The 23,365-nt window shown below is 61.5% G+C and carries 26 protein-coding genes; 22 read left to right on the plus strand and 4 right to left on the minus strand.

Annotated features, from left to right (window positions below; all coding sequences use genetic code 11):
- Positions 1 to 45: 45 nt before the first annotated feature.
- From AAHA41_RS03545 to AAHA41_RS03555, 3 genes are all read right to left on the minus strand, one after another.
- The gene (locus tag AAHA41_RS03545; RefSeq protein WP_323069753.1) at positions 46 to 375 is read right to left on the minus strand and encodes a DUF3634 family protein; all 330 of its coding nucleotides are present in this window, start codon (positions 373 to 375) and stop codon (positions 46 to 48) included.
- 126 nt (positions 376 to 501) lie between these two features.
- Entirely contained in the window at positions 502 to 1,485 is a 984-nt protein-coding gene (locus AAHA41_RS03550; RefSeq protein ID WP_323069754.1) for a nucleoside hydrolase, read from the minus strand.
- A gap of 204 nt (positions 1,486 to 1,689) precedes the next feature.
- Complete coding sequence (locus AAHA41_RS03555; protein ID WP_019446630.1) at positions 1,690 to 1,983, minus strand: hypothetical protein; 294 nt, start codon at positions 1,981 to 1,983, stop codon at positions 1,690 to 1,692.
- A gap of 212 nt (positions 1,984 to 2,195) precedes the next feature.
- Here AAHA41_RS03555 and AAHA41_RS03560 point away from each other — a divergent pair, with 212 nt between their 5' ends.
- From AAHA41_RS03560 to AAHA41_RS03615, 12 genes are all read left to right on the plus strand, one after another.
- Positions 2,196 to 3,641: a coniferyl aldehyde dehydrogenase gene (locus AAHA41_RS03560; protein ID WP_215801545.1), complete on the plus strand. Its 1,446-nt coding sequence runs from the start codon at positions 2,196 to 2,198 to the stop codon at positions 3,639 to 3,641.
- 11 nt (positions 3,642 to 3,652) lie between these two features.
- Positions 3,653 to 4,243, plus strand: coding sequence for a TetR/AcrR family transcriptional regulator (locus AAHA41_RS03565; RefSeq protein ID WP_215801547.1), 591 nt, complete (start codon positions 3,653 to 3,655; stop codon positions 4,241 to 4,243).
- The gene (locus AAHA41_RS03570) at positions 4,224 to 4,742 is read left to right on the plus strand and encodes a hypothetical protein (protein WP_323069757.1); all 519 of its coding nucleotides are present in this window, start codon (positions 4,224 to 4,226) and stop codon (positions 4,740 to 4,742) included. The genes AAHA41_RS03565 and AAHA41_RS03570 overlap by 20 nt, the downstream gene beginning before the upstream one ends.
- A gap of 17 nt (positions 4,743 to 4,759) precedes the next feature.
- Positions 4,760 to 5,944, plus strand: coding sequence for an iron-containing alcohol dehydrogenase (locus tag AAHA41_RS03575; RefSeq protein ID WP_043849526.1), 1,185 nt, complete (start codon positions 4,760 to 4,762; stop codon positions 5,942 to 5,944).
- A gap of 176 nt (positions 5,945 to 6,120) precedes the next feature.
- Entirely contained in the window at positions 6,121 to 6,381 is a 261-nt protein-coding gene (locus AAHA41_RS03580) for a GNAT family N-acetyltransferase (RefSeq protein WP_323069758.1), read from the plus strand.
- The gene (locus AAHA41_RS03585; protein ID WP_323069760.1) at positions 6,368 to 6,958 is read left to right on the plus strand and encodes a nucleotidyltransferase family protein; all 591 of its coding nucleotides are present in this window, start codon (positions 6,368 to 6,370) and stop codon (positions 6,956 to 6,958) included. Before AAHA41_RS03580 ends, AAHA41_RS03585 begins: the two co-directional genes overlap by 14 nt.
- Positions 6,959 to 7,029: 71 nt before the next feature.
- Positions 7,030 to 8,853 carry a SulP family inorganic anion transporter gene (locus AAHA41_RS03590; RefSeq protein WP_033114283.1) on the plus strand — a complete coding sequence of 608 codons (1,824 nt, stop codon included), beginning with the start codon at positions 7,030 to 7,032 and terminating at the stop codon, positions 8,851 to 8,853.
- A gap of 121 nt (positions 8,854 to 8,974) precedes the next feature.
- Positions 8,975 to 10,321, plus strand: coding sequence for an MATE family efflux transporter (locus tag AAHA41_RS03595; protein ID WP_201929504.1), 1,347 nt, complete (start codon positions 8,975 to 8,977; stop codon positions 10,319 to 10,321).
- Between the two features lie 11 nt (positions 10,322 to 10,332).
- A complete protein-coding gene (locus AAHA41_RS03600; RefSeq protein ID WP_323069762.1) occupies positions 10,333 to 10,944 on the plus strand; it encodes a hypothetical protein in 612 nt (203 codons plus the stop codon).
- A gap of 272 nt (positions 10,945 to 11,216) precedes the next feature.
- Positions 11,217 to 11,432: a DUF465 domain-containing protein gene (locus AAHA41_RS03605; RefSeq protein ID WP_041208625.1), complete on the plus strand. Its 216-nt coding sequence runs from the start codon at positions 11,217 to 11,219 to the stop codon at positions 11,430 to 11,432.
- Between the two features lie 240 nt (positions 11,433 to 11,672).
- Positions 11,673 to 12,332, plus strand: coding sequence for a DUF480 domain-containing protein (locus AAHA41_RS03610; RefSeq protein ID WP_041208627.1), 660 nt, complete (start codon positions 11,673 to 11,675; stop codon positions 12,330 to 12,332).
- A gap of 87 nt (positions 12,333 to 12,419) precedes the next feature.
- Entirely contained in the window at positions 12,420 to 12,977 is a 558-nt protein-coding gene (locus AAHA41_RS03615; protein WP_323069763.1) for a HutD family protein, read from the plus strand.
- Positions 12,978 to 13,061: 84 nt separating this feature from the next.
- Here AAHA41_RS03615 and azu read toward each other — a convergent pair whose 3' ends face one another.
- Entirely contained in the window at positions 13,062 to 13,502 is a 441-nt protein-coding gene (azu, locus tag AAHA41_RS03620) for an azurin (RefSeq protein WP_041208630.1), read from the minus strand.
- A 271-nt stretch (positions 13,503 to 13,773) separates the two neighbouring features.
- On the opposite strand from azu, the gene AAHA41_RS03625 reads away from it, so the two are divergent.
- The 10 genes from AAHA41_RS03625 to AAHA41_RS03670 all read left to right on the plus strand — a co-directional run bounded on the left by AAHA41_RS03625 (position 13,774) and on the right by AAHA41_RS03670 (position 23,357).
- Positions 13,774 to 14,820, plus strand: coding sequence for an FAD:protein FMN transferase (locus tag AAHA41_RS03625; protein WP_323069765.1), 1,047 nt, complete (start codon positions 13,774 to 13,776; stop codon positions 14,818 to 14,820).
- 156 nt (positions 14,821 to 14,976) lie between these two features.
- Positions 14,977 to 16,623, plus strand: a complete 1,647-nt coding sequence (locus AAHA41_RS03630) for a response regulator (RefSeq protein ID WP_042031275.1) — start codon at positions 14,977 to 14,979, stop codon at positions 16,621 to 16,623.
- A gap of 61 nt (positions 16,624 to 16,684) precedes the next feature.
- On the plus strand, positions 16,685 to 17,647 hold the full coding sequence (locus AAHA41_RS03635; RefSeq protein WP_042031276.1) for an ion channel: 963 nt from the start codon (positions 16,685 to 16,687) through the stop codon (positions 17,645 to 17,647).
- A gap of 115 nt (positions 17,648 to 17,762) precedes the next feature.
- Entirely contained in the window at positions 17,763 to 18,569 is an 807-nt protein-coding gene (gene xthA / locus AAHA41_RS03640; RefSeq protein ID WP_323069766.1) for an exodeoxyribonuclease III, read from the plus strand.
- 134 nt (positions 18,570 to 18,703) lie between these two features.
- Positions 18,704 to 19,135, plus strand: a complete 432-nt coding sequence (locus tag AAHA41_RS03645; RefSeq protein WP_041208634.1) for a DUF296 domain-containing protein — start codon at positions 18,704 to 18,706, stop codon at positions 19,133 to 19,135.
- An 8-nt stretch (positions 19,136 to 19,143) separates the two neighbouring features.
- Entirely contained in the window at positions 19,144 to 19,722 is a 579-nt protein-coding gene (locus AAHA41_RS03650; protein WP_041208635.1) for an ECF transporter S component, read from the plus strand.
- The gene (locus AAHA41_RS03655; RefSeq protein ID WP_323069767.1) at positions 19,722 to 20,423 is read left to right on the plus strand and encodes an energy-coupling factor transporter transmembrane component T; all 702 of its coding nucleotides are present in this window, start codon (positions 19,722 to 19,724) and stop codon (positions 20,421 to 20,423) included. Before AAHA41_RS03650 ends, AAHA41_RS03655 begins: the two co-directional genes overlap by 1 nt.
- Positions 20,420 to 21,238 carry an energy-coupling factor ABC transporter ATP-binding protein gene (locus tag AAHA41_RS03660; protein ID WP_323069768.1) on the plus strand — a complete coding sequence of 273 codons (819 nt, stop codon included), beginning with the start codon at positions 20,420 to 20,422 and terminating at the stop codon, positions 21,236 to 21,238. The genes AAHA41_RS03655 and AAHA41_RS03660 overlap by 4 nt, the downstream gene beginning before the upstream one ends.
- Positions 21,225 to 21,965, plus strand: coding sequence for an ABC transporter ATP-binding protein (locus AAHA41_RS03665; RefSeq protein WP_323069769.1), 741 nt, complete (start codon positions 21,225 to 21,227; stop codon positions 21,963 to 21,965). The genes AAHA41_RS03660 and AAHA41_RS03665 overlap by 14 nt, the downstream gene beginning before the upstream one ends.
- Before the next feature lie 129 nt (positions 21,966 to 22,094).
- Positions 22,095 to 23,357, plus strand: a complete 1,263-nt coding sequence (locus AAHA41_RS03670) for an efflux RND transporter periplasmic adaptor subunit (protein WP_323069771.1) — start codon at positions 22,095 to 22,097, stop codon at positions 23,355 to 23,357.
- Positions 23,358 to 23,365 lie beyond the last annotated feature (8 nt).

The raw sequence follows: 23,365 nt of genomic DNA on the forward strand, positions 1-23,365 counted from the left end.
CCTCCACTGGAGGCCCGTTTGCTATCTGATGCACTCGGACTGCTTTTACCCTTTGCGCGGCTTGGCGCCCGGGGCGGCGACGTGACGATAGTCGCCATAGGGGAAGATATTGCGAAAACGCTGGGCCACCGGCTCGGGAATGGAGCGGGAGAAGACCAGCTTGACCCCGTCGCCATCGCGATGTCCCACAATGCGCCCACGCACTGTTTCGTGGCGCAGGATCTGCTTGGCATGCTCAATAAAGGCGGGCGATACCTTGCCCTGCTTGACCACCACCTTGCCGGGTGTAAGGCGGATCTCGAACAGGGCACCACGCCCCAGCTTCATCAACCACCAGATCAGGGCTATCGCCACTATCAAGGAAATCCAGGCCATCCCAATCCCTCCTAACGTCTTGATATCAGACAGTATAAGCGCCTGAACGCCGCGATTGTTTGGCGGGGATCACAGCCACAACGCAACGCGCGCCACCAAGGATCACCGCCAGACCGTCGGGGACGTTTAACGGCGCTTGCCCCAGGCCACCAGCGTCTCGCGATAGAGGGCGAGCAGCGCCTCATCACACACAGCCACCCCGACCTGCTGCGGACGAAAATCGGCCCAGCCATCGTGGGAGTGGCGCTTGCCATCGAACTTTTGCAGAGTATGACCGATGGCCGGGCCACTGTTGATCACCCGCACCGGCCCCTCACGCAGGGTAAAGAGAGTCGGGTCAATGACATAGGCGATGGCGGACGGGTCGTGGACATGGCAGCCGGAGAGCCCCAGCTTCTCCGAGTAAAAACGCAGGTAGAAGCGGCTCACATCCCACAGGAACTGGCCCGGCTCGCCCGCTTCGTCACGCAGCGCATCGAGATAGTCGCCGCTGAAAAAGCTCTGCTGGGTCACATCCAGCCCGATGATCACCACCGGCCAGTCGGCAGTAAAGACCCGGTCGGCAGCATCGGGATCATCGTGGATATTGGCCTCGGCATAGGGGGTGACGTTGCCGCGATGACCATTGATACCAAAAGCGCCCCCCATCACCACAACCTGTTTCACCAGTGAAACAATCTCGGGCGCCTGCTGCAGCGCCAGCGCCAGATTGGTCAGGGGCCCGATGGTAACGAGAGTGATCTCCCCCGGCGCCGCTTTGACCGCCTCGACAATGTACTGCCAGGCGGGATGGGGATCGGGCGCAATACTCACCTCTCCCGCCTCCAGGTCACCAAAGCCGCTCGGGCCGTGAACTATGGTGGTGGGGCCGACCGGTTCGCGCAGCAGCGGGGAGGCAGCGCCTTTGGCCACATCCGCTTTCATGCCGTACTTCTGCTTGAGCCAGAGGGCGTTGCGGGTGCCATTGGCGATGGTGGCGTTGCCAAAAACTGTGGTGATGGCGAGCAGCTCGATGGCGGGGTGCGCCTCGGCAAAGAGGATGGCCATGGCATCGTCGATGCCCGGATCGGTGTCGAGAATAATCTTGTGAGTCTGGATCTTGTCAGTCATATGACCTCCCTGCAACGACAAAAGGGGGAGTCTACCGGGCTCACCGTCCTTTATCCCGGCAGGGGATCACACCCTGAACCTTTGTTTGCACTTTCCGGTATCGCATCAACGATCCACAACCCACACAACAAAAAATGGCGCGGCCACTTGGGCCGCGCCAGTACGATTCATTATCTCATTGTGCAGGAACCAGGTTCCCGCCACTCAGCGTTTACGGTGCCAACGCGGCGAGGTGGACTTCTCTCCCCAGGGAGTCACACAGGGGAGCAGAGCCCCTTCAATCACCGCATCGCAGCTGGCCAGCGCCTCGGCAATCTTCTGATGCAGCACCCGCAACACCTTGCCTTCGTGCTCGGCCAGCGAGTGGCCGGCGGCAAAGAACTCCGGCTGATACTGCAGCGCCAGCTTCTGGGCAAATTCGTAAGTGTTGAAGCAATCCGGCATCCGCTCAACCACATCTTCAAGCCGGGTCAACAAGCTGTTCAATTCCCTGGTCATAGTGCTCCCTCCGTGCATGTGAATAGCCAATAACTACCTCTTATTGGATAAGCCACCAACGAGCAAACCACAAAAGTGTGGGGAGGAACACAGTTCTCTCTTGCGTCCAGCTGCCGGTGACAGAGGCAGATGATGCCAGCTTTACACTTGCGCAACAAACGACTAGATTTAGACCGACCAATCAGTCGGTTGTTTTTCAGACGGAGAAGATCATGGGAGTCGCACCGCATCAGCACAGTCCGGAGGATATCCTCGCCATCAAGCTGGCCCTGCCCGAGCAGTTGGAGCGGCTCAAACGGGCGAGCCGGGAACACCCCATGCCGACGCTGGCCGAGCGGCGAACCCAGCTGACCAAACTCAAGCGGGCGCTGCTGGCTCACAAGGAGCAGCTCTGCACGGCGCTGGCGCAGGATTATGGCCAGCGCAGCCACTACGACAGCCAAATCGCCGACATTCTCCCCTGCATCATGCAGATCAACTACACCCAGAAGCGGCTCAAGCGCTGGATGCAGCCCCATCGTCGCCATGCCGGTCTGCTGCTCGCCCCCGCCAAAGTGGAGGTACACTTCCAGCCGCTCGGGGTGGTCGGCATTATCGTGCCGTGGAACTTTCCGGTGATGCTGAGCCTTGGCCCGCTCATCACCGCCATCGCGGCAGGTAACCGGGCGATGCTGAAGCTTTCCGAGTTCACTCCCCATACCAACGCCGTACTGCGAGCCCTGCTCACCAGCACCTTCAATGAGGACGAGATCGCCGTCATCGAGGGAGATGCCCAGATGGCGGCCGCATTCAGCTCGCTCCCCTTCGATCACCTGCTGTTCACCGGCTCCACCATGGTTGGCAAGCTGGTGATGGCCGCCGCCGCGCCCCAGCTCACCCCGCTCACCCTTGAGCTGGGTGGCAAGAGCCCTTGCCTCATCGCCCCCGACATGCCGGTTGAGACCGCCATCGAGCGGATGATCTTCGGCAAGAGCCTCAACGCCGGCCAGATCTGCGTTGCCCCCGACTATGTGCTGCTGCCCCGCAGCGAGGTGGAGAACTTTATCGCCGCCTATCGCAACCACTTTGCCAAGCTCTACCCTGCCGGGCTCGCCAGCCCCGACTACGGCGCCATCATCAACGATCGCCAGTATCAGCGGCTGGTCAGCTGGCTCGATGAGGCCAAACAGGCGGGAGCCCAGCTCCACCCCTGCGCCACTCCGGCGCGGGATGATCAGCGCCGCCTTCTGGCCCCGCATCTGCTGACCGGGGTGCCGGGCCACTGTCAGGTGATACAGCAAGAGATCTTCGGCCCGCTGCTGCCGCTCATCCCCTACGACACCCTGGAGGAGGCGCTCGCCTATATCGCCGAACGGCCCCGCCCGCTGGCTCTCTACCTGATGAGCTTCGATCCCGAGCTGCAGGCGCGGGTGACCCGGGAGACCCACTCCGGCGGAATGGCCATCAACGAGAGCCTGTTCCAGGTGGCGGCCGATGATGTGCCGTTTGGCGGCATCGGCGCCTCCGGCATGGGCCACTACCACGGGCACGAGGGCTTTCTCACCTTCTCCAAGGCGAAAACCGTGCTGACCCGCGGCAAGTTCACCACCGGCTCCCTGATCCATCCGCCCTACAACAGCTGGATCCAGAAGCTGATGATGGCTTTCTTCCTGCGTTGACGGAGCCCGCCATGACCGACAAGCGCCGCCAAATTCTGGATGCCGCCCTCGCCCTCTGCGCCGAAGATGGTCTGCAGGGGGCAGCCACCGCCCGCATTGCCAAGGCGGCCGGGGTCGCCAACGGCACCCTGTTCCACCACTTTCCGAGCAAGGAGGCACTCATCCTCCAGCTCTATCAGGATGTGAAGGCCCGGATGGGCGCTGCCATCTGCGAAGCCGATCCCGAGCTGGCACTGCGCGAGCAGATCCACCACTACTGGCAGCAGGCGATGAGCTGGATGCTGGCCCATCCCAACGAGCTCAAATTTGTGCTGGGTTTCTTTCACTCCCCTCTGCTGGCCCGCCCGGCCCGCAGCCAGATCTTGAACGATGCTCTGCGCTTTCTGCCCACCCTGCTGGCAAAGGGGCAGGCCAGCGGCGAACTGATGCAGGCCCCCGCGCCACTGTTGCTGGAGGTGTGTCAGGGGCAGTTCCTCGCCTGCGCATCACTCTTTGTCGATCAACCCGAGCTTGGGCAGGATGCCCACTGGCAAGCCAGTGCCTTTGCCCTCTTCTGGTCAGCCATCTCAGGAGCCAACCCCTATGACAACTCCGACCGTTGAATCTCTGGCCGCACTGGGCCGCCGCCTCTGGATCACCACTCTGCTCTGGGTGGTGGGCCGTACTCTCTGCCGCGCCGCCCGTATCGACGAGGCGGTGCGCCGCGAACTGGCCCCCTTGCCGGATGGCCTGGCCATTCGCCTCGAGGTGGGGGGGCTTGCTTACGCCATGAACATGCATAAAGCAGGAGGGCGCTGGTATCCCGGTGCGCCAGCTGCACCCCATGCCACCATCCATCCGCTGCGGGTGCGCTTCAAGCACCCCAATATCGCGTTTCGCGCCTTGAGCTTTCGGCTCGGGGTCAATCAGGCGTTCAGTGAAAACCGGCTGCTGGTAGAGGGGGATCTGACCACCGCCATGCATCTGGTGCGGGGGCTTGAGCAGTTGCAGTCCCTGATCCTGCCTGCCTTTATCGCGCGGCCGCTGCTGCGCCACTATCCGGCCCAGCACAACAAGCTTGGCCGTGCCTGCAATATCTATCTGGGTCTGGTAACCGGCTGAGCGCAAGGAGCCTTGATATGAGCCGCTATTACGATTTTTTCTGTCCGGTCAAACTGCTGGCCGGAGAACAGGCGCTGGAGCAGCTGGCCAGCGAACTGGCAAGCCTTGGTGCTCGCCGCCCGCTGCTGCTGACCGACAAGGGGGTCAATGCCACCGGTCTTGCCACCCTGCTGGCCAATGTACTGGCCGAGGGGGAGCTGCCGGTCGCCGCTATCTGGGACGAGATCCCGGCTGACTCCTCCACCGCAGTGGTGGAGCGGATCGCCAAACGCTACGCCGAGCTCGATTGCGACAGTCTGGTGGCACTGGGGGGCGGCTCGGTCATCGACACCGCCAAGGCGGCCAATATCCTGGCATCCATGGGCGGTGAACACCTGCTCGACTACTCGGGCGCGGGCTGCCTCACCCGTCCTCTCAAGCCGCTGGCGGTGGTGCCGACCACAGCAGGCACAGGTTCCGAGGTAACGCTGGTGGCGGTGATCAAGGATGAGGCGAGCGGGCGCAAGGTGCCCTTCACCTCCCCCTTCCTGCTGCCGCAGCTGGCGGTGCTCGACCCGCGTCTGACTCAGGGACTGCCCCTCAACATCACCGCCGCCACCGCCATGGATGCCATGACCCATGCCATCGAGGCATTTATCGGCACCGCCAAAAACCCGGTGAGCGATGCGCTGGCCCTGATGGCGGTAGAGAAGATCGCCAATGCCCTGCCTCTCATCCTCAAGGATCCGCAAAACAAGCAGTTGCGGCTGCAGCTGGCTGAAGGTTCCACACTGGCGGGCATGGCCTTCTCCAACTCCATGGTGGGGCTGGTGCATGCCCTCGGCCACAGTCTGGGGGCGCGCTGCCATCTGCCCCACGGCCTGTGCATGAACCTCTTCCTGCCTACCGTGCTCGACTACAACCGCCCCGAGGTGGATAACGAGTTGGCCCGCCTGCTGCTGCCGCTGGTGGGGGCCGAGCGCTTTGCCGCCACCCCGGCCCACCAGCGGGCCGAGGCGACCATCACCGCCATCCGTACCCTGCGCGATACCCTGTGGCAGGCGGTCAAGCTGCCGCGAACCATGAGCGAGGCGGGGGTAAGCGATCGCTCGCTGCTCGGGGAGATACGGGATCTGGCCGTCAACGACGGTGCCATGCTGTTCAATCGCAAGGATGCCGACCGTGAGCAGTTGCTCACTCTGCTGGAGCGGGCCTGGGCCTGAATCACGCAGACAAAAGATACCCGGCAGAGTGCCGGGTATCTTTTGAGCAGGATCCCGATATGACACAGAGAGGAGACATCAGGGGAGGATATTGACCCCATGCTGCCGTTATCTGTTCTATACCTTGGCTAACAGTTATTGTGCAGACAGCCATCTTCATGCCAGAGGTGCCCACCATGAGCGACATCATTCATCAGGCCAACCAGCAGCAATTCACCTGTATGGTGGAGGGAAAGGAGTCGAGATTGCGCTACCGGCGCCTCGATGCCAAGACCATCGATGCCTACAGCACCTTTGTCCCCCCCGAGCTGCGGGTGCAGGGGATTGCCGATCAGCTGGCCCGCGCCCTCTTCAACTGGACTCAGGCAGAGGGGCTCACTATAGTGCCCAGCTGCAGTTACATTGACGTCTGGTTACGCCGAAATGCCAATAGTTGAGCCATTAGATCCCAAGCAAGAACACGCCTTCCAAGCCAACACCGAAGCGCTGCTGCGGGCCGATCCGCAGCGGATGGCCTGCCTGCAGGCTGCCGCCGAGCTCAATCTGCCCGACTGGGCGCTGGGGGCCGGCTTTATCCGCAACCTCATCTGGGATCATCTCCACCACAAAACCAAGCCCACCCCGCTCAACGATATCGACCTTATCTACCTCGATAGCAGCGACCCGCAAGGGCTGGCCGAAGCGGAGCACGAAGCCTGGCTCGCCAAACGGCTGCCCGGCCAACAGTGGGAGGTGCGCAATCAGGCCCGCATGCACACTCGCCAACTGGTAGCGCCGTTTACCAGCAGCATGGAGGCGCTCAGCCACTGGGTCGAGGTGCCCACCTGCATCGGCGTGCGCCTGACCAAAGATGGCGAGTTCGAGTGGCTTGCCCCCTATGGCTTTGCCATCAACTGGTCGTTGCAAGTGAGTGCCAACCCCAGATGCCGCCAGGACAAACAGATCTTCACCCAGCGCATCAAGGAGAAGCAGTGGCAGACCCTCTGGCCTGACCTTCAGGTAAACTGGCCATAACCTGATTGCAATCTTTCGATAACCTTGGGCACACTAGGGTAAAAGCTGGTTGTAACTCAATGGGTTAAATAATGCGCGACTTCTTCTCTCTCGAACGCTGGCTACCGGGCCTAGCCGCCCTGTTGCAATACCAGCGCGCCTGGTTGATGCCTGACCTTCGCGCTGGACTCTCGGTCGCTGCGGTGGCCCTGCCCGTGGCCATTGCCTATGCCGAGCTCGCCGGGGTCGGCGCCATCGTCGGCCTCTACTCCTGCATCCTGCCCATGCTGGTCTATGCCCTGTTCGGCACCTCCCGCCAGCTGATCGTCGGCCCGGATGCCGCCACCTGTGCGGTCATCGCCGCCGTGGTGACGCCGCTGGCCGCTGGCGACCCGACCCGCCACTGGCAGCTGGTGATGACCATGACCGCTATGACCGGTTTCTGGTGCCTGATTGCCAGTCGCTTCAAGCTGGGGGTGCTGGCGGACTTTCTCTCCCGCCCGATCCTGATGGGGCTGCTCAACGGCGTGGCCATCACCATCATGGTGGGCCAGCTCTCCAAGATCTTCGGCTTCACCTTCAGCGAGCGCTATCTCATCGAGCGGATCGCCAACGGCACCACCTACATCACCCAGACCCATCTGCCTACCCTGGCCATGAGTCTGGTGGCACTGGCCACCCTGCTGCTGGCCAAACGCTTCCGGCCAGCCTGGCCCTCCTCCATGGTGGCCATGGTGATCACCGCCGCACTGGTGTGGGCACTCAACCTCGGTCAGTACCATATCGCCACCTTGGGCAAGGTGGGCTCTGGCCTGCCCGCCTTCCAGATGCCAGAGTTTCCCCCAGGACTGATGCGGGAGCTGGTGTTGCCGGCCCTCAACCTCGCCATGGTGAGCTTCGTCTCCATGATGCTGACTGCCCGCAGCTTTGCCGCCAAGAACGGCTATGAAATCGATGCGGACAAGGAGTTCCGGGCGCTCGGCATGGCCAACCTCGCCTCTGCCATCTCCCAGGGCTTTGCCATCAGTGGCGCGGATTCGCGCACCGCGGTCAACGACGCCAACGGCGGCAAGAGCCAGCTGGTCTCCATCATCGCCGCCGGGGTGATCGCTCTCATCACCTTCTACCTGACTGCGCCGCTGCAATACATCCCGACCGCTGCCCTCGGGGTGGTGCTGGTGATGGCATCCCTGTCGCTCACCGACTTTCGCGGCCTCTGGGCGCTGCGCCACTCCGACCGCGCCGCCTTCTGGCTGGCGCTGGTCACCTTTATCAGCGTGCTCACCATGGGGGTGATCCCGGGGATCACCCTCGCCGTGTTACTGGGGCTGTTCCAGTTCCTGCGCAATGTGATGCGTCCCACCGACCAGCTGCTCGGCATGGATGACGAAGGGGTGGTGCGCACCCTGGGGGACAACGAGCAGGCCAAGGCGATCCCGGGCATTCTGGTCTATCGCTTCAACTCGCCGCTCACCTACTTCAACGCCCCCTACTTCAAGCGGCGAGTCATGGCCCTGCTGGTGCAGGATCCCCACAATCCCAAGTGTCTGGTGATCGATGCCGTCGCCTGCTTTACCCATCAGGACATCAGCGTAATGAGCATGGTGGGAGAGCTGCACAAGGATCTGAAACGACGCGGCATTCATATGGTGATGGCGGGGCGCCACGGCCAGATGACCCACTGGCTCAAGCAGGCGGGAGTGCGGGTGGGCGACGAGGGGATCATCCTCTGCCCGGATATGTATCAGGCGCTGCGCATGACCCGCTGCTACCGCGAGCCGGTGTTCAGGGATGACGACGTGGTCGAAAGCACCACGGATGCCATCCTCTCCCGCTGGCCACAGGATGATGCCCTGCCCGACTCGGCGCGTCTTACCCTCCCCTGCGAGCAGGAGGCGGGCACCACGCCGGCCTGATCCGCCGGCTAGCTCCTCTGGCCGGAGAGTCTCCGGCCAAGGATTGCACCCGCTCCGCGCTTGGTGTTAAATGCCCGACCAGATGGCACCAGATCGTGCCGTCCCAGCTGTTGGACATGCCATGCAAACTCAATCCCACGCAGGCCCGGGCACGCTCTTTGCGCTGACCTGGCCGCTCTTTATCGATCTCGCCCTCCACTTTCTGACCGGCGCACTCAACACCTTCATGGTGGGACATGTCTCCTATCAGGGGGTCGCGGCACTGGCGGTCGGCAATCAGGTGTTCGATCTGGCCATCACCCTGTTCAGCTTCGTCAGTATCGGTACCAGCGTGGTGATCACCCAGTATCTGGGGGCTGGTGACAGGGAGCGCAGCCGGGTGGTGATCCACACCGCCATCGGCTTCAACCTGCTGATCGGTCTGGTGGCGGCTGTCGGCGTGATGGCCGGTGCCAGTACCATGCTGGCGCTGATGAACCTGCCAGCCAACCTGATGAGCGATGGCACCCTCTACCTGCAGATCATCGGCCTCTGCCTGCTGCCGGAAGCGGCGGCGCTCTGTCTGGCAGCGACGCTGCGCGCCCACGGCCATACCCGTCAGGCGATGTATGTGACTCTCATCGTCAACCTCATCACCTTTGTCGGCAACCTGCTGCTGCTCTACGGCTGGTTCGGCCTGCCCCAGATGGGCGTGGCGGGTGTTGCCATCAGCACAGTGGCCGGGCGTCTGGTTGGCGTGGTGATGCTGGTCTGGCTGGTGGCCCGCAAAACCGGCATTCACCTCAAGATCAGCGACATCGTTCACCCCAGCCGGGAGATGCTGGGCAAGGTGCTCCATATCGGCCTGCCTGCCGCCGGCGAGAACCTCTCCTGGATGCTGCAGTTCATGGTGGTGACCGCTTTTGTCGGCCTGCTGGGGGACAAGGCGCTGGCAACCCAGTCCTACTTCTTCCAGATCTGCCTGTTCATCCTGCTGTTTGGCCTCTCCATCGGTCTTGGCAACGAGATCATCATCGGCCATCTGGCGGGCGCCAGACAGTTTGACCGGGCCTATCAACAACTGCTCAAGAGCCTCAAGCTCGGGCTCGCGGTCACCTGCGTCATCGCCGTGGCGGCGGCGCTTAATGGCCGCACCATCATCAGCCTCTTTACCGATGACCCCGACATCATCACCCAGGTGGCGCAGCTCTTTCTCATCAGCCTCATCCTCGAGCCAGGCCGCACCTTCAATCTGGTGGTGATCAACGCCCTGCGCGCGACGGGTGATGCCCGCTTCCCCCTCTACATGGCACTGCTCTCCATGTGGGGAATTGCCGTACCCCTTTCCTATTTCCTTGGTATCATGCAGGGCTATGGACTGGTAGGCATCTGGCTGGCGCTGGCCTGCGACGAGTGGGTTCGCGGTCTGGCCATGTTCTGGCGCTGGCGCAGTCGTCGCTGGCAAAACAAAATCCTAGTTGAAACATAAGCGGAATCAGAATGAAGAAAATCGGACTCTTGCTGACTGCCCTGCTGCTCAGCCCTCTGGCCATGGCGCAAACCGCGCCCGCGGCCCCCAAGACTCAAGCCACCATGACCTGGTATGTGGCCCCCATCGTCATCGATGAGAACAGCGAGGCCCAGAAGGCGCTGACCAAGGATTTCATGGCCCAGATGATCAAGACCATCAAGATCAACGAGTATCAGACCGGCAAGACGGTGGGCAACACCAAAAATCCCAAGTGGCTGATCCGTACCAAGCTGATCCCCGCCAGCAATGAGCCGCTGGTCGGCAAGAAGCACCCGCAGGGGCTCACCTACGGCAAGGGCAACCCGACTCAGGAGATCATCGGTGAGCTGCTGATGAACGGCACTCTGGTGGCCCACATCGGGCAGGGCTGGCGTGAGCCGATTGTTGCCAATACCCCGGTGGCCGAACGCCTCTCCGTGGCCAACTACCGTTACGCCGTTGGCGATCAGGCCAAGTCGCCGGATCTCGAAGAGCTGGCCGCCCAGATCGGTTTCGAAGCGGGCAAGGTGATCCATCGCGACGGCAAGCCATTGCCTGAAAAGAAAAAGAAGAAAGAGCAGACTGACAAGGATAAGGGGTGATTCCCCTCATCACTGAAAAGGGGCCACAAGGCCCCTTTTTGCTCTCTGCCGCTCGCCGACCTCATGCCAGTGATGTGATCCGAACCACGTTTTGGCCCATGCCTTGAATTGAAAACTCATTTATTCCGAATCAATTCAATGCCTTAAAAATAGCCTTTCAAGTATATCCAATCATTGCCCCTAAATTCGATCATGATCACGTTTATCACCGTCGCTAAGGGGTAGCTTGGTCTTACAGGCACAATCAAACGAAACCAAGGAGGCTCCATTACATGTTCCCAGAGTACAGAGAACTCATCTCGAGACTGAAGAGCAGTGATGTCCATTTCCAGAAGAAGTTTGACTTGCACAACGACCTGGATGAGGAGATTAGGAAGCTGGAAAAGCATCACGCCAGTGACTACAGCTCCGAGGTGAAGGATCTGAAAAAACAGAAACTTAAACTGAAAGAGGAGATATACGAGATCCTCAAGCAACATCCACAATAGATGCCTCGACGAATATCAGGATAAGCAACTTATCCTTCAGCCCGGCCAGAGAGCCGGGCTTTTCATTACCCACTCAACCTCACTCCATGCCAAGAAATAGCAATCAAATGGCTCCTCCTGCTGGCGACGCTTTCGCCAACCCCTCTGCACGCTCGCAAAAATGGCGGACAAAACTGGACGGAGCAGAGGTCATGGCTAAGATAGGGGCTCTTGATATCGCGATTTGCTAGGGAGTAGGAAATGGAGTTAGTACTTGGCCCGTTGGAGGCCCGTGTCATCGGGTGCCTGATTGAAAAAGAGATCTGCACCCCGGATCAATATCCCCTCTCCCTCAATGCACTGGTCAACGCCTGCAACCAGAAGAGCAACCGCGAGCCGGTGCTGGAGCTTGCCGAGCTCGACATCCGCGCCGTGGTTGACGAGCTGATCCGCCGGCGACTGGTGGTCAATACCGCCGGGTTCAACGCCCGGGTGCCCCGCTATCAACACAGATTCTGCAACACCGAATTTGGCGAACTCAAATTCAGCGCTCAGGAGCTCGGCATCATTTGCGAACTGCTGCTGCGTGGCCCGCAAACCCCGGGTGAACTGCGCTCGCGCACCAATCGACTGTGCAGTTTTGATGATGTAACCGAAGTGGATGCGGTGCTGACCCAGCTTATCGAGCGCGGCCCCTATGTGGTCAAGCTGCCACGTGAACCGGGCAAGCGCGAATCCCGCTACGCCCATCTTTTTAGCGGTGAAGTGGATATTCAGGCGATGATGGAAGCCGCTCCGGCAGCAGCCTACGCCTCTCCTGCGGCGGATCGCCTGAGCGAGCTGGAGCAGGAGGTGAGCGAACTCAAGAGCCGTCTCGCCGCCATGGAAGCCAGGCTGGCGGCGCTGGATGGTCAGGGCTGATACCCTGCCACGCCAACCGTCTATTTATCAGGGAGCCGGGGCCAATCCCCCCGGCTCCCTCTGTTTTTTCATGCTGAGGAAGTGCCCGTGATCACCCTGATCAAAGAGTCTGACCACCAGAAGATGCCCTGGAAAAACAAGCAGGGTACCACAGCCCAGATCCTCATCTCCCCCAAGGGAGCGAGCCTAGACAAGCTCGACTTTGACTACCGGCTCAGCACAGCCCCCATCAAGGAGGCTGGTCGCTTCTCTACTTTCCCGGGTTATCAGCGCATTCTGCTGCCGGTGAGCGGCGCCGGCTTCGTACTGAACGGCCACCCCTATGCCCCCTTTGAAGCGGCGCATTTTGGCGGTGATGAGGAGACCCACTGCGAACTGCTGAAAAAAGAGGTGACCGACCTCGGCCTTATCTACCACCCGGACAGGATTGCGGCCAACGTACGGGTATTGAACCTCCCCTTTCCGCTGACCCTTACCCTCGAGCCAGAGAAAACCTACCTCTGCCATCTGTTGAGCGGCCAGCTCACGGTGCAGGGGCAAGTGGTCGCTATCAACGAGACGCTGGTGGTGAGTGGCGAGGAGAGCATTCACTTCGACTGCCAGAAGAAGAGCACCATTGCCTTCTTTACCCTGCAAGGGAAGTAGCGGCGGGACAGCAAAAGAGCATGAAAAAGCCGGGCTATCCCGGCTTTTTCTATTCAGACGCCCGGCGCGATGCCGGTCATAGCCTTAGTTCACCTTGAAGGTGCCCTTCATCATGGCAAAGTGGCCAGGGAAGGAGCAGAAGAAGGTGAGATCCTTGCCGGCCAGACCGTCGGTCTTGAAGGTCACGCTGGTGCTCTCGCCACCGCCAATCAGCTTGGTGTGAGCCAGTACGCGGGGGTCATCCTTGGGCAAATAGTTGTTCTCGGCACCAGCGCTCATCCCGGCGGTCGCCACGGCCTGATAGTCGGCAGTAGTGGCCAGCACCCAGTTGTGGCCCATGCCGGTAACCGGCAGTTTACCGGTGTGGTTCAGGGTGACGGTTACCTCTTTGCAAGTCGCAGGTACGCTCATCTCCTTGAGGTTGTACTGCATGGCATCATTGCCCTCGATGACCAATGCGCACTCATCGGCCAGTACCGGGGCAGCCAGGGTACTCAGAAACAGCAGGGTAATCGCCTTTTTCATTATCTTCTCCTTTGATTGGCAATGAATGGCAACAGGTTTGCGCAACACATCTTCAAGAATGCACGCAAAGATGCTGTCAAAATCGACCTTTATTTTACTCGCCTGTATTCAATCGGCTATGAATTTAGCCCGAAGCTGTGGGCCAGCTCACCAGAATAAGCAAAGTCTGTTTAATTTTTTCCGCCATTTTCTCCGGGCAGGGCTCGCCCGTCGCCAACCCCTTGGCTAAGCTAGCGCCCCGACCAGCCCTTCGCCAACAAGAGACCTGCTGATGATGGCCATAACCCCCGCTACCGCCCTGCGCTGCCTGCTGCTGACCCTGCTGCTGGCGCTCACCGGCTGCCAACCCCAGCCCCCGGCCCAAACCCGCATTCAGGGCAAAACCATGGGCACCTACTATGTGGTCACCCTGAGCGATCCCTTCCCCGGTGGCGAACCCGCGCTCAAGAGCGAGGTGGAGAACCTGCTGGCCAGGATGAATAGCGAGATCTCCACCTATGACCCCGACTCGCTCATCTCCCGCTTCAATCAGGGGCCAGCCAACACGCCGTTCGTCATCCCCGCAGCCATGGCCAAAATCGTCCGGCAGGGGATCGATGCAGGTCACCTGACCAATGGCAAGCTTGATGTCACGGTCGGGCCGCTGGTCAATCTGTGGGGCTTTGGCCCGGACAAGCGCCCCGTCAAGCGGCCAGATGACGCGGCCATCGCCGCCGCCCGCCACAAGGTGGGGATCGACAAGCTGACCCTGACGCCACAGGGGGATCACTTCCTGCTTGAGAAGTCTATCCCGGAGCTCTATCTCGACCTCTCCACCCTCGGTGAAGGGGCTGCCTCGGATGAAATCGCCGCCCTGCTGGAGAGCAAGGGGGTCAACAACTACCTCATCGAGGTGGCGGGTGCGGTGCGCAGCAAGGGCCACAACAGCAAGGGCTCGCCGTGGCGAATCGCCATCGTCGAGCCCTCCGATCAGCCGGGTGCCTTCTCCGACATCGTCATCCCCAACGGCATGGCACTCAGCACTGCCGGCAGCTATCGCAACTACTACGAGCTCGATGGCCAGCGCTACTCCCATATCATCGACCCCGCCACCGGCCAGCCCATCACCCATAAGCTGGTCTCGGCAAGCGTCATCACCCCCACTGCGCTGGAGGCCGATGCCCTCGATACCGCCCTGATGGTGATGGGCCCCACTGAGGCGATGGCTTTTGCCAAGGAGCAGAAGCTTGCGGTCTATCTCATCGTCAAAACCGACAAGGGATTCGAGGCCATCCACACGCCCCAATTTGCCCCCTATCTGGCAGAGAAGAAAAAATAAAAAGAGAGGGCCCACAACCGGGCCCTCTCTGTTTCCCAACGTTTCTCCCACGACGACAGCAGAGCAAGGTATACAAACGGCAACTTGGCCAATTGCCTCTTCAGCCGCTTTGGTGGCACACTTTCCCCATCAGCCCGTAGCGCCTCGACCAGACAGATGCAGATACCGGATACCGAGCCCGAAAAGAAAAGCCCAGCCAAGCCCCAGCGCATTCTGATGGTCAACGAGCAACGCTCGTTTCAGGTCATGATGAAGGCGATGCTGATCAATATCGGTATCAGCAACATCACCTTCTCCAACAGCGCCGAGGATGCGCGCCGCCGCTGCCAGAAGGGCAGTTTTGACATCTATCTCATCGATTACGATCTGGGGGTCGGCGAGAATGGCCGCCAGCTGCTGGAGAGCCTGCGGGATCAGCACCTGGTTCCTCCCCAAAGCGTGGTGATCATGGTGAGCGGCGACAGCTCCCGCGCCATGGTGCTGAGCGCGCTGGAAGCCGAGCCCGACGAATACCTGATGAAGCCCTTCTCCCAGGAGCAGTTCTCGTTTCGCATCAAACGGGCCCTCGCCCGCCGTCAGGCACTCGCCAGCGTGTTTAGCGCCATGGCGGAGGATGACCTGCCCGCGCTGATTACCGCCTGCGCCGAGCGGGCCGATACGGTTCCACGCTATGCCAACTACTGCCGCTGCCTGCAGGCCGATACCCATCTCAAGCTGGGGCAGGCTCAGGAGGCGCGATCCCTGATGCGCCAGCTGCTGGCCGGGCAGGAGAACAGCTGGGCCCGCCTGACGCTGGGCAAGGCGTGCAACACCCTGGGGCTCCATGAAGAGGCGGTCAGCCACCTGCAGGCGACTCTGAAGAATACCCCCCTGATGGTGGAGGCTTACCGCTGGCTGGCAGAGTCCCAGCTCGCTCTTGGCAACGATGAGGTCGCCCAGCAGGAGCTCAAGCGGGCCGTCGACATCTCGCCCCAGTCAGTCCAGCTTGCTCGCCGACTGGCCGAGGTGTGCCTGCTGCGCCACGACTACGCTCAGGCCAAGGATGTACTGCTCTCTCTCATCGACCTGTCGCGCAACTCGATTCACCGCACCCCCCACTATCTGGGGGCCTATATCCAGACCCTGACCCTCTACGCCCTCAACAGCAACGACAGCTACCACATCGCCAACCTGCAAAAGCAGGTCAACTCAGCCCTGTCGCGCATCCGCGATTCGCTGATGATGTCGGAGTTCAACTACCCGGTGTTCGAGCAGATCTGTCAGGCGCGGGTGCAGATTGCGCTGGGAGAGCTGCTCAAGGGCAAGAAGATGCTCTATCGCGCCAACCAGAACTGGCTCGACGAACCGGCCACCATGCCCCCGACCCTGCTCGGGGAGACCATCCTCGCCCTCTATCAACTCGGCGAGTTCGAATATGCCGAGAGTCTGCAAAGCCTGCTGGCCGAGGATGAGGATCACCTGCTCACCACCTGTATTCAGGCGACCCGGGATGACAAGACAGTGCTCGAGCGCCGTCAGCGCTACCAGCAGCTCAACGAATTGGGCATCAAGGCCTATCAGGCGGGCGAGCTGGAACAGGCGCTCGGTCACTTTCGCGAGGCGCTGCGCCGGGCCCCAGCCAACACCGGTGCCGCCCTCAACAAAATTCAGGTGTTGCTGCAACTGATGCAGAAAAACCGCAAGAGCCCGGAGTTTGGTACCGAGTGCAAGGACACTCTGGACATGCTCGACGGCATCCCCCTCAACCCCGCCCAGCAGGATCGTTTTCGCAAGCTGCGTCAGGAGTTCAACCAGTTCAGCTGACCCCGCACTCCCCTTGGGGCGCCTATGCTGAAACCAGACTGGCAGCAGAGGGGAAACAAGGATGGCGATATGCCGTTATCTGGTGGCCGATGGTCGCCACTGCAACGAGGAGGCTGGCGAGCACGATCTCTGCCACTGGCACGACCCGCATACCAATAAACAGGATCCCCACACCGCAGAGGCGCTTGAGCAGTATGTCCGTGCTGGCGGCCTCTGCCACGGCTTGCAGCTGGCCCGCGCCAATCTGGCCGGTCTCAATCTGGTCAACAAGGGGTCCAAACAGGGATTTTTGCTGGAGCAGTGCAACCTCTATCGCGCCAACCTGCGGGGTGGTCACCTCTACGGCCTGCGCATGAAGGGGGGAAGCCTGATGAAGGCCGATCTCAGCGATGCCAACCTGCACTGCGCCATCCTTGATGACGTCAACCTGCTCGGCATTCGCTGGCACAATACCCGACTCGACAACATGCAGACCGGCAAACGGGTAATGCAGGATCGCAAGGGGCGTCGCGAGCGGGATCCCGAGCAGGCCAGAGTCTGGTTCAAGGAGGCCGAAGAGACCTACCGGGATCTGCGCAAAGCCTCCGAGGCGCAGGGGATCTTCACCATGTCCGGCAACTATATCCAGCAGGAGCTCACCATGCGCCGGCTGCAACTGCCGTTCTGGTCGAGTCAGCGCTTCACCTCCTGGATAGTCGATCTGTTCTGCGGTTACGGTGAAGCCCCGATGCGGGTGGTGCTCTTCTCCCTGCTGCTCATCTTTATCTGCAGCATCTTCTACTTCTTCTTTGGCCTGAGCTTCAACGGCAACCATCTCGCCTATCACCCGGGCGCCCCCTTCGAGCAGAACGCCATCTTTCTGCTGGAGTGCCTCTACTACAGCGTGGTCACCTTCACTACCTTGGGCTACGGCGACTTCACCCCCATCGGCCTCTCGCGCCTCTTTGCCGCCTTCGAGGCCTTCACCGGCAGCTTCACGCTGGCGCTGTTTGTGGTGGTGTTTGTCAAGAAGATGACCCGCTGACGCCTCTCCCTGCCAGGCGGGCCGGCCACTGGCGCAGGCCCGCGCCCCGAACTTGCATCCACCGCCGATTCCTAGTCCAATAGCGACTTATAAAAATGACATGAGCATCCCGGACATGAAGATCATCTCTTTCAATATCAACGGCCTGCGCGCCCGCCTGCACCAGCTGCAAGCCATCATCGACAAGCACCAGCCCGATGTGATCGGCCTGCAGGAGATCAAGGTGCACGATGAAGCCTTCCCGCTGGCCGATGTGGAGGCCATGGGTTATCACGTGGAGTTTCACGGCCAGAAGGCCCACTACGGGGTCGCCATCATGAGCAAGCAGAAGCCGGTCAAGGTGGAGAAAGGTTTCCCCACCGATGATGAAGAGGCCCAGCGCCGGATGATCATGGCCACCTTCGAGCGCGAAGATGGCTCCCTCATCAAGGTGATGAACGGCTACTTCCCGCAGGGTGAAAGTCAGGATCACGAGACCAAGTTCCCGGCCAAGCAGAAGTTCTACGAGGATCTGCAGCACTACCTCGAGAGCAATCACACGCCGGACGACCAGCTGGTGCTGATCGGGGATATGAATATCTCCCCCACCGATCTCGACATCGGCATCGGCGAAGCGAACCGCAAGCGCTGGTTGCGGGATGGCAAGTGCTCCTTCCTGCCCATCGAGCGCGAATGGATGGAGCGGCTGAAAGGGTTTGGCCTGACCGACACCTTCCGCGCCGCCAATCCCACCGAGTGCGAGCGTTTCTCCTGGTTTGACTACCGCTCAAAGGGCTTTGACGAGAACCGTGGCCTGCGCATCGACCTCATCATGGCCTCCGATGCTCTCAAGGACAAGGTGACCGAGACCGGCATCGACTACGAGCTGCGCGGTATCGACAAGCCTTCGGATCACGCCCCCATCTGGGCCTGCTTCGCCTGATGTGGCGCCGGATGCCGCAATGATATCGCCAAACTGTGAAGCGGCTCGCGGTTGCCTGCGATAAAAGGGCGTAAACAGCCTATCCAGACAAGGTGCCTCAGGGCACCTTCTTTTTGCAGCAAGGAGTGCCAGCAGTGACCCCAACTCACCTTCCTCTCTCCCCCGCCCGTTTTCTGGCCCTGCGCCTGCTGCCGGGGGAGGATCTTATCGCCGGATTGCGCGCCCAAATGGCCCGACACGGCCTGCAGGCGGCCTGGATCGCCGGGGCGGTCGGCAGCCTGACCCACGCCAACCTGCGCTATGCCGCCCAGCCCGATGGCACCCTGCTGGAGGGGGCCTTCGAGGTGATCGCCCTTGGCGGCACCCTGGATCCGGAGTGCGAACACCTGCATCTCTCCATCTCTGACGAGCAGGGATTGATGCGCGGCGGCCACGTGCTGCCCGGTTGCCGGGTGCGCACCACCCTCGAGCTGGTAGTCGGAGAGCTGGAGGCGTACCGTTTTGGCCGTGCCCCCTGCCCCCAATCCGGTTATGAAGAGCTGCTCATTACCCCCAGAACCTTGTGAGGATCACTATGTCCGTCAGTAAACTCTCCAGCTACAACCTGGCTTTTATGGTCATCTGCATCGCCATCAACATGGTGGCGGGACAGGCCGTCTCCATGCTCAAGCTCCCCATCTTCCTCGACTCCATCGGGACTGTGCTCTGCGCCATTCTGGCGGGTCCCTGGATGGCGATCGCCACCGGCCTGCTCACCAACCTGCTGTGGGGCCTGCTCACCGGCCCCATCGCCGCGGCCTTTGCCCCGGTCGCCATGATGATTGGCCTCAGTGCCGGTCTGCTGGCGCGGGCCGGCTGGTTCAACAATCTGCCCAAGGTGGTAGTGAGCAGCGTGGTGATCACCCTGGCGCTCACCCTGGTGGCCATTCCTATCCGCTCCTACCTGTTTGGTGGCGCCACCGGCAGCGGTGCTGATTTCGTGGTTGCCTACCTGCACGCCATGGGGAGCGATCTGCAGGAGTCGGTCGCCGTCACCGTGCTGGGTACCAACCTGCTGGATAAACTGCTGACCGTGCTGATCGCCTGGGGGCTGGTACGCCGCCTGCCGCAGCGCACCCTGCGCCACTTCCCGCAGATGGCCGCCGTGCGCTGATGCACCCGTTTACCTCCCTCGCACTCTGGCTCTGGTTTTCGGTCACGGCCAGCGTGCTGCCGCCCCCTTGGCTCTGGGGGTGGAGCCTGCTGCCGCTGCTCGTCCTGGTGCTGCTGCCGGGTGCCCGCGCCCGGCTCAAGCTGGTGCTGGCGGTAATGCTGCCGCTGGGGCTGGGGCTCTATCTGGTGCACGGCCCCTGGTTGCGGATCCTGCTCGGCATGCCAGCGGTTCCAGCCAGCGAAGCGTTTCCCATTCTGCCCCTCTGGTGCCGGCTGCTCGCCTGTCTGGCCAGCGCCCAACTCTGGCTGTGGGCGGTCTCGACCGAGCGGTTTGTTCATGCGCTTTTTGCCAGCCGGCTGCCCATTGCCCTCTCCTACCTCTGCTGCGGCCCGCTGCTGCTCAAAGAGCAGCTCGGCCACCAGCTGCGCACTATCAGGGAGGCCCAGCTAGCCCGCGGCGTACCCTTTGACGGCAATCCGCTGGCCCGGCTAAAGGCCACGCTCCCGCTGCTCTCGCCGCTGGTCGGGCAGGCATTGAGCGAGCTGGCCACCCGCAGCATGGCACTGGATCTGCGCGGCTTTCGCAGCCAACCGACTCGCACCCGCATGACGGAGATCCCGCAGCAACGTTATGAGCCGCTACTGCGCTATCTGTTGCTGTTGCTGGTAGTGCTCGAGATTGTCTGGAGGTGGTGGCCATGATCTCGCTGCAAGGGGTGACCATCGGCCATGCGGCCCACCCTGACCACTTTCAACTGGGCCCACTCGATATCAAGCTGAAAGAGGGCGATTGGCTGGCCATCCTGGGTGGCAACGGGGCAGGCAAATCCCTGCTGGCCCAGCTGCTGGCGGGAGGCTGGTCCCAGCTGCACCTCGACACGCTGGCGGGAGAGGGCGTCATTCTCGGGCAGCCCCATGATAGCGGCCAGCTCAATCACCATGCGGCTGTGCGTCAGTGGGTACAGCAATCTCCCTACCTGCAATTTTCCGGCTGCTGCTTTTCGGTCGCCGATGAGGTGGCCTTTGGCCCTGCCAATCTCGGGTTGCTGCCCGATGAGGTCAGCCAGCGGGTATCCGATGCCATGGCGCTCTGTGACTGCGAGGTGCTGGCAGCCCGCCATCCCCTCGACCTGTCGGGAGGCGAAGCCCAGCGCGTGGTGCTGGCCTGCGCCCTGGCGATGGCTCCCAAGCTCTTGATCCTCGATCAGGCCTTTAGCCGTCTGACCCCGGCGGCAACCCAAACCATGCTGCGCCAGATCCGCCGCTACAGCGAGGAAAGCGGCTGCAGCGTCATCTTGCTGGAACAGCGGCTTTTTCCGGCCGCTCACTTATGCGAGCGATTCCTGCTGCTCGACCATGGCCGCCAGCTGGCCTGCGGTGAGCTGGGCGAGGTGCTGCCCCATCTGCCCGGGCGGGTGATCCTGCCGGACTCCCTGCGCGAGACGCTACAGGTGCGCGACCCGCGCCATCACCCCTACCCCTTGGCCATGTTGCGGGAGTTTTATGCTGAGCTTTGACCACCTCTGCTTCTCATGGGCACCGGACAATCCCTGCCTGCACGACATCACATTGCAAATTGCCAGTGGGGAACAGGTCGTCATCGTCGGGGATAACGGCGCAGGCAAGTCAACCCTGCTGCGACTGGCGGCGGGTCTGCTGGCCCCCACCTCGGGCACGGTGAGCTGGCAACAACAGGCGCTCTGCAAGCAGCGAGCACTGGCCCGTGCCAGTCAGATCGGCTTTCTGTTTCAGGAGTCTGAGCGTCAGCTGTTTCACAGCCGGGTCGAGGATGAAATCGCCTTTGGCCTGCGCCTGCAGAAACTGCCGCGCGAGGAGATCCGGCTGCGGGTCGCCACCGCGCTGGAAGAGTGCGAGCTGACAACGTGGGCGGCCTCCCATCCGCTCGATCTCGATGCCGGTCAGCGGCGCATGGTGGCGGTGGCCTGCCTCCATGCCATGCAGCCCGCCTTGCTGCTGCTCGACGAACCGAGCCGGGATTTCGATCCCCGCTGGCTGGCCATTCTGGAACGCTGGCTGGCCAGCGAGCGGGCAAAGGGCACCACCATAGTGGCCATCAGTCACGACGCCGAATTTGTCAGACGCAACTTCACTACCCTGATCGAGCTGAAAACAGGGCGTCTGGTTGGCCACGGCCACACCAGCGAACGACTTGCAGCCCTCAACGGTTACCGCCCCCACCACAGTAGTGCCATGCTGCTGGCCGCGCTCGACCAGCACAGCTAACGCCCTCTTTTTCCATCAAAACAGCACGAAACCTCGTCACTTGGGGACAAATTGTCCCCTTGAGAAGGTTCGGTTCAAGGTTGCCCGCCTATCATCCCCCTTCCACCCCAAGAGAAGCTGTTTTTTATCATGACGTTAATGATCCAGATGGAGAAAAATACCGGACACCCTCGCCGCTATGATGCCAGCAAAGAGACTGGCAGGGCTGGTGCAGATGCCCCGCTCAAGCGCGCCCTGCTGACTCTGGCGCTGATCGGCGGACTGAGCGGTTGTGGCGGTGAATCCACCCCGGCGGCCCAGAGTGTTCCGGCCTTCCCTGTCGTGGTCAATGAAGTGACCCTGACCGATGTGCCGCTCACCACCGAGATGGTGGGCGAGACCGCCGGTTTTCGTGAAATCGAAGTGCGTTCGCGGGTGAGCGGCATTCTGCTCAAACGCACCTATGTCGAGGGCCAGCCGGTTACCGCCGGTCAGCAGCTGTTCCTCATCGACCCCGAGCCCTACAAGGTGGCCCTCGAACAGGCCAAGGGCGCCCTTGCCCAGGAGCAGGCCCGTCTCAACAAGGCGCGCGCCGATCGGGATCGCATCATCCCGCTGTTCAAGCGTCAGGTGGTGAGCCGCAAGGATTATGACGATACCCTCGCCAACTACGAGGCGGCCGTCGCCAGTCTGCAGGCCGTTCAGGCCAAGGTCAAAGAGGCCGAACTCAACCTCAGCTACACCGAGGTGACCGCCCCCATCGACGGCATGGCGAGCAAGAGCTCCCAGTCAGAGGGGAGCCTTATCTCCACCAGCGGTGACAGCAGCCTGCTGACCACCATCACCCAGTACAACCCGCTCTACGTCAACTTCTCCTACTCGGAGCAGGATCGCCTCAACTTCGAGAACTCGGTGAAAAAAGGGTTGATCGAATCCAAGGATGCCACCAACTGGCGCACCCACATCCGTCTGGCTGACGGCTCCGTCTATCCCGAGGCGGGCAAGCTCAACTTCTCCGACAACCGGGTCGATCCGCAGACCGGCACCATCCGTGCCCGTGCCATCTTCGACAACAAAAATGGCGTGCTGATGCCGGGCCAGTTCGTCCGCATGACCATCGATCTGGGCACCCGCAAAAACGCCATCGTGGTGCCGCCGCGCGCCATCGTTCAGTCCCAGGCTGACCGCATGGTGATGGTGGTGGATGCCGACAACAAGGTCGTTCCCCGTCCGGTCAAGCTGGGCGCCGTGGTTGCCGATGGCGTGCTGATCGACAGCGGCCTTGAGCCGGGCGAGCACTACATCGTCGAGGGGCTGATGAAGGCCCGCCCCGGCAGCGTGGTCAAGCCGGTCTCTGCCGAAGAGATGCAGGCCATCAGTGCCAAGCTGGTTCGACAGTCCGCGGCCAAGTAAGGAGTTCG

The organism is Aeromonas sp. SER (genome assembly GCF_038739615.1).
Classification (GTDB): Bacteria; Pseudomonadota; Gammaproteobacteria; order Enterobacterales; family Aeromonadaceae; genus Aeromonas; species Aeromonas jandaei.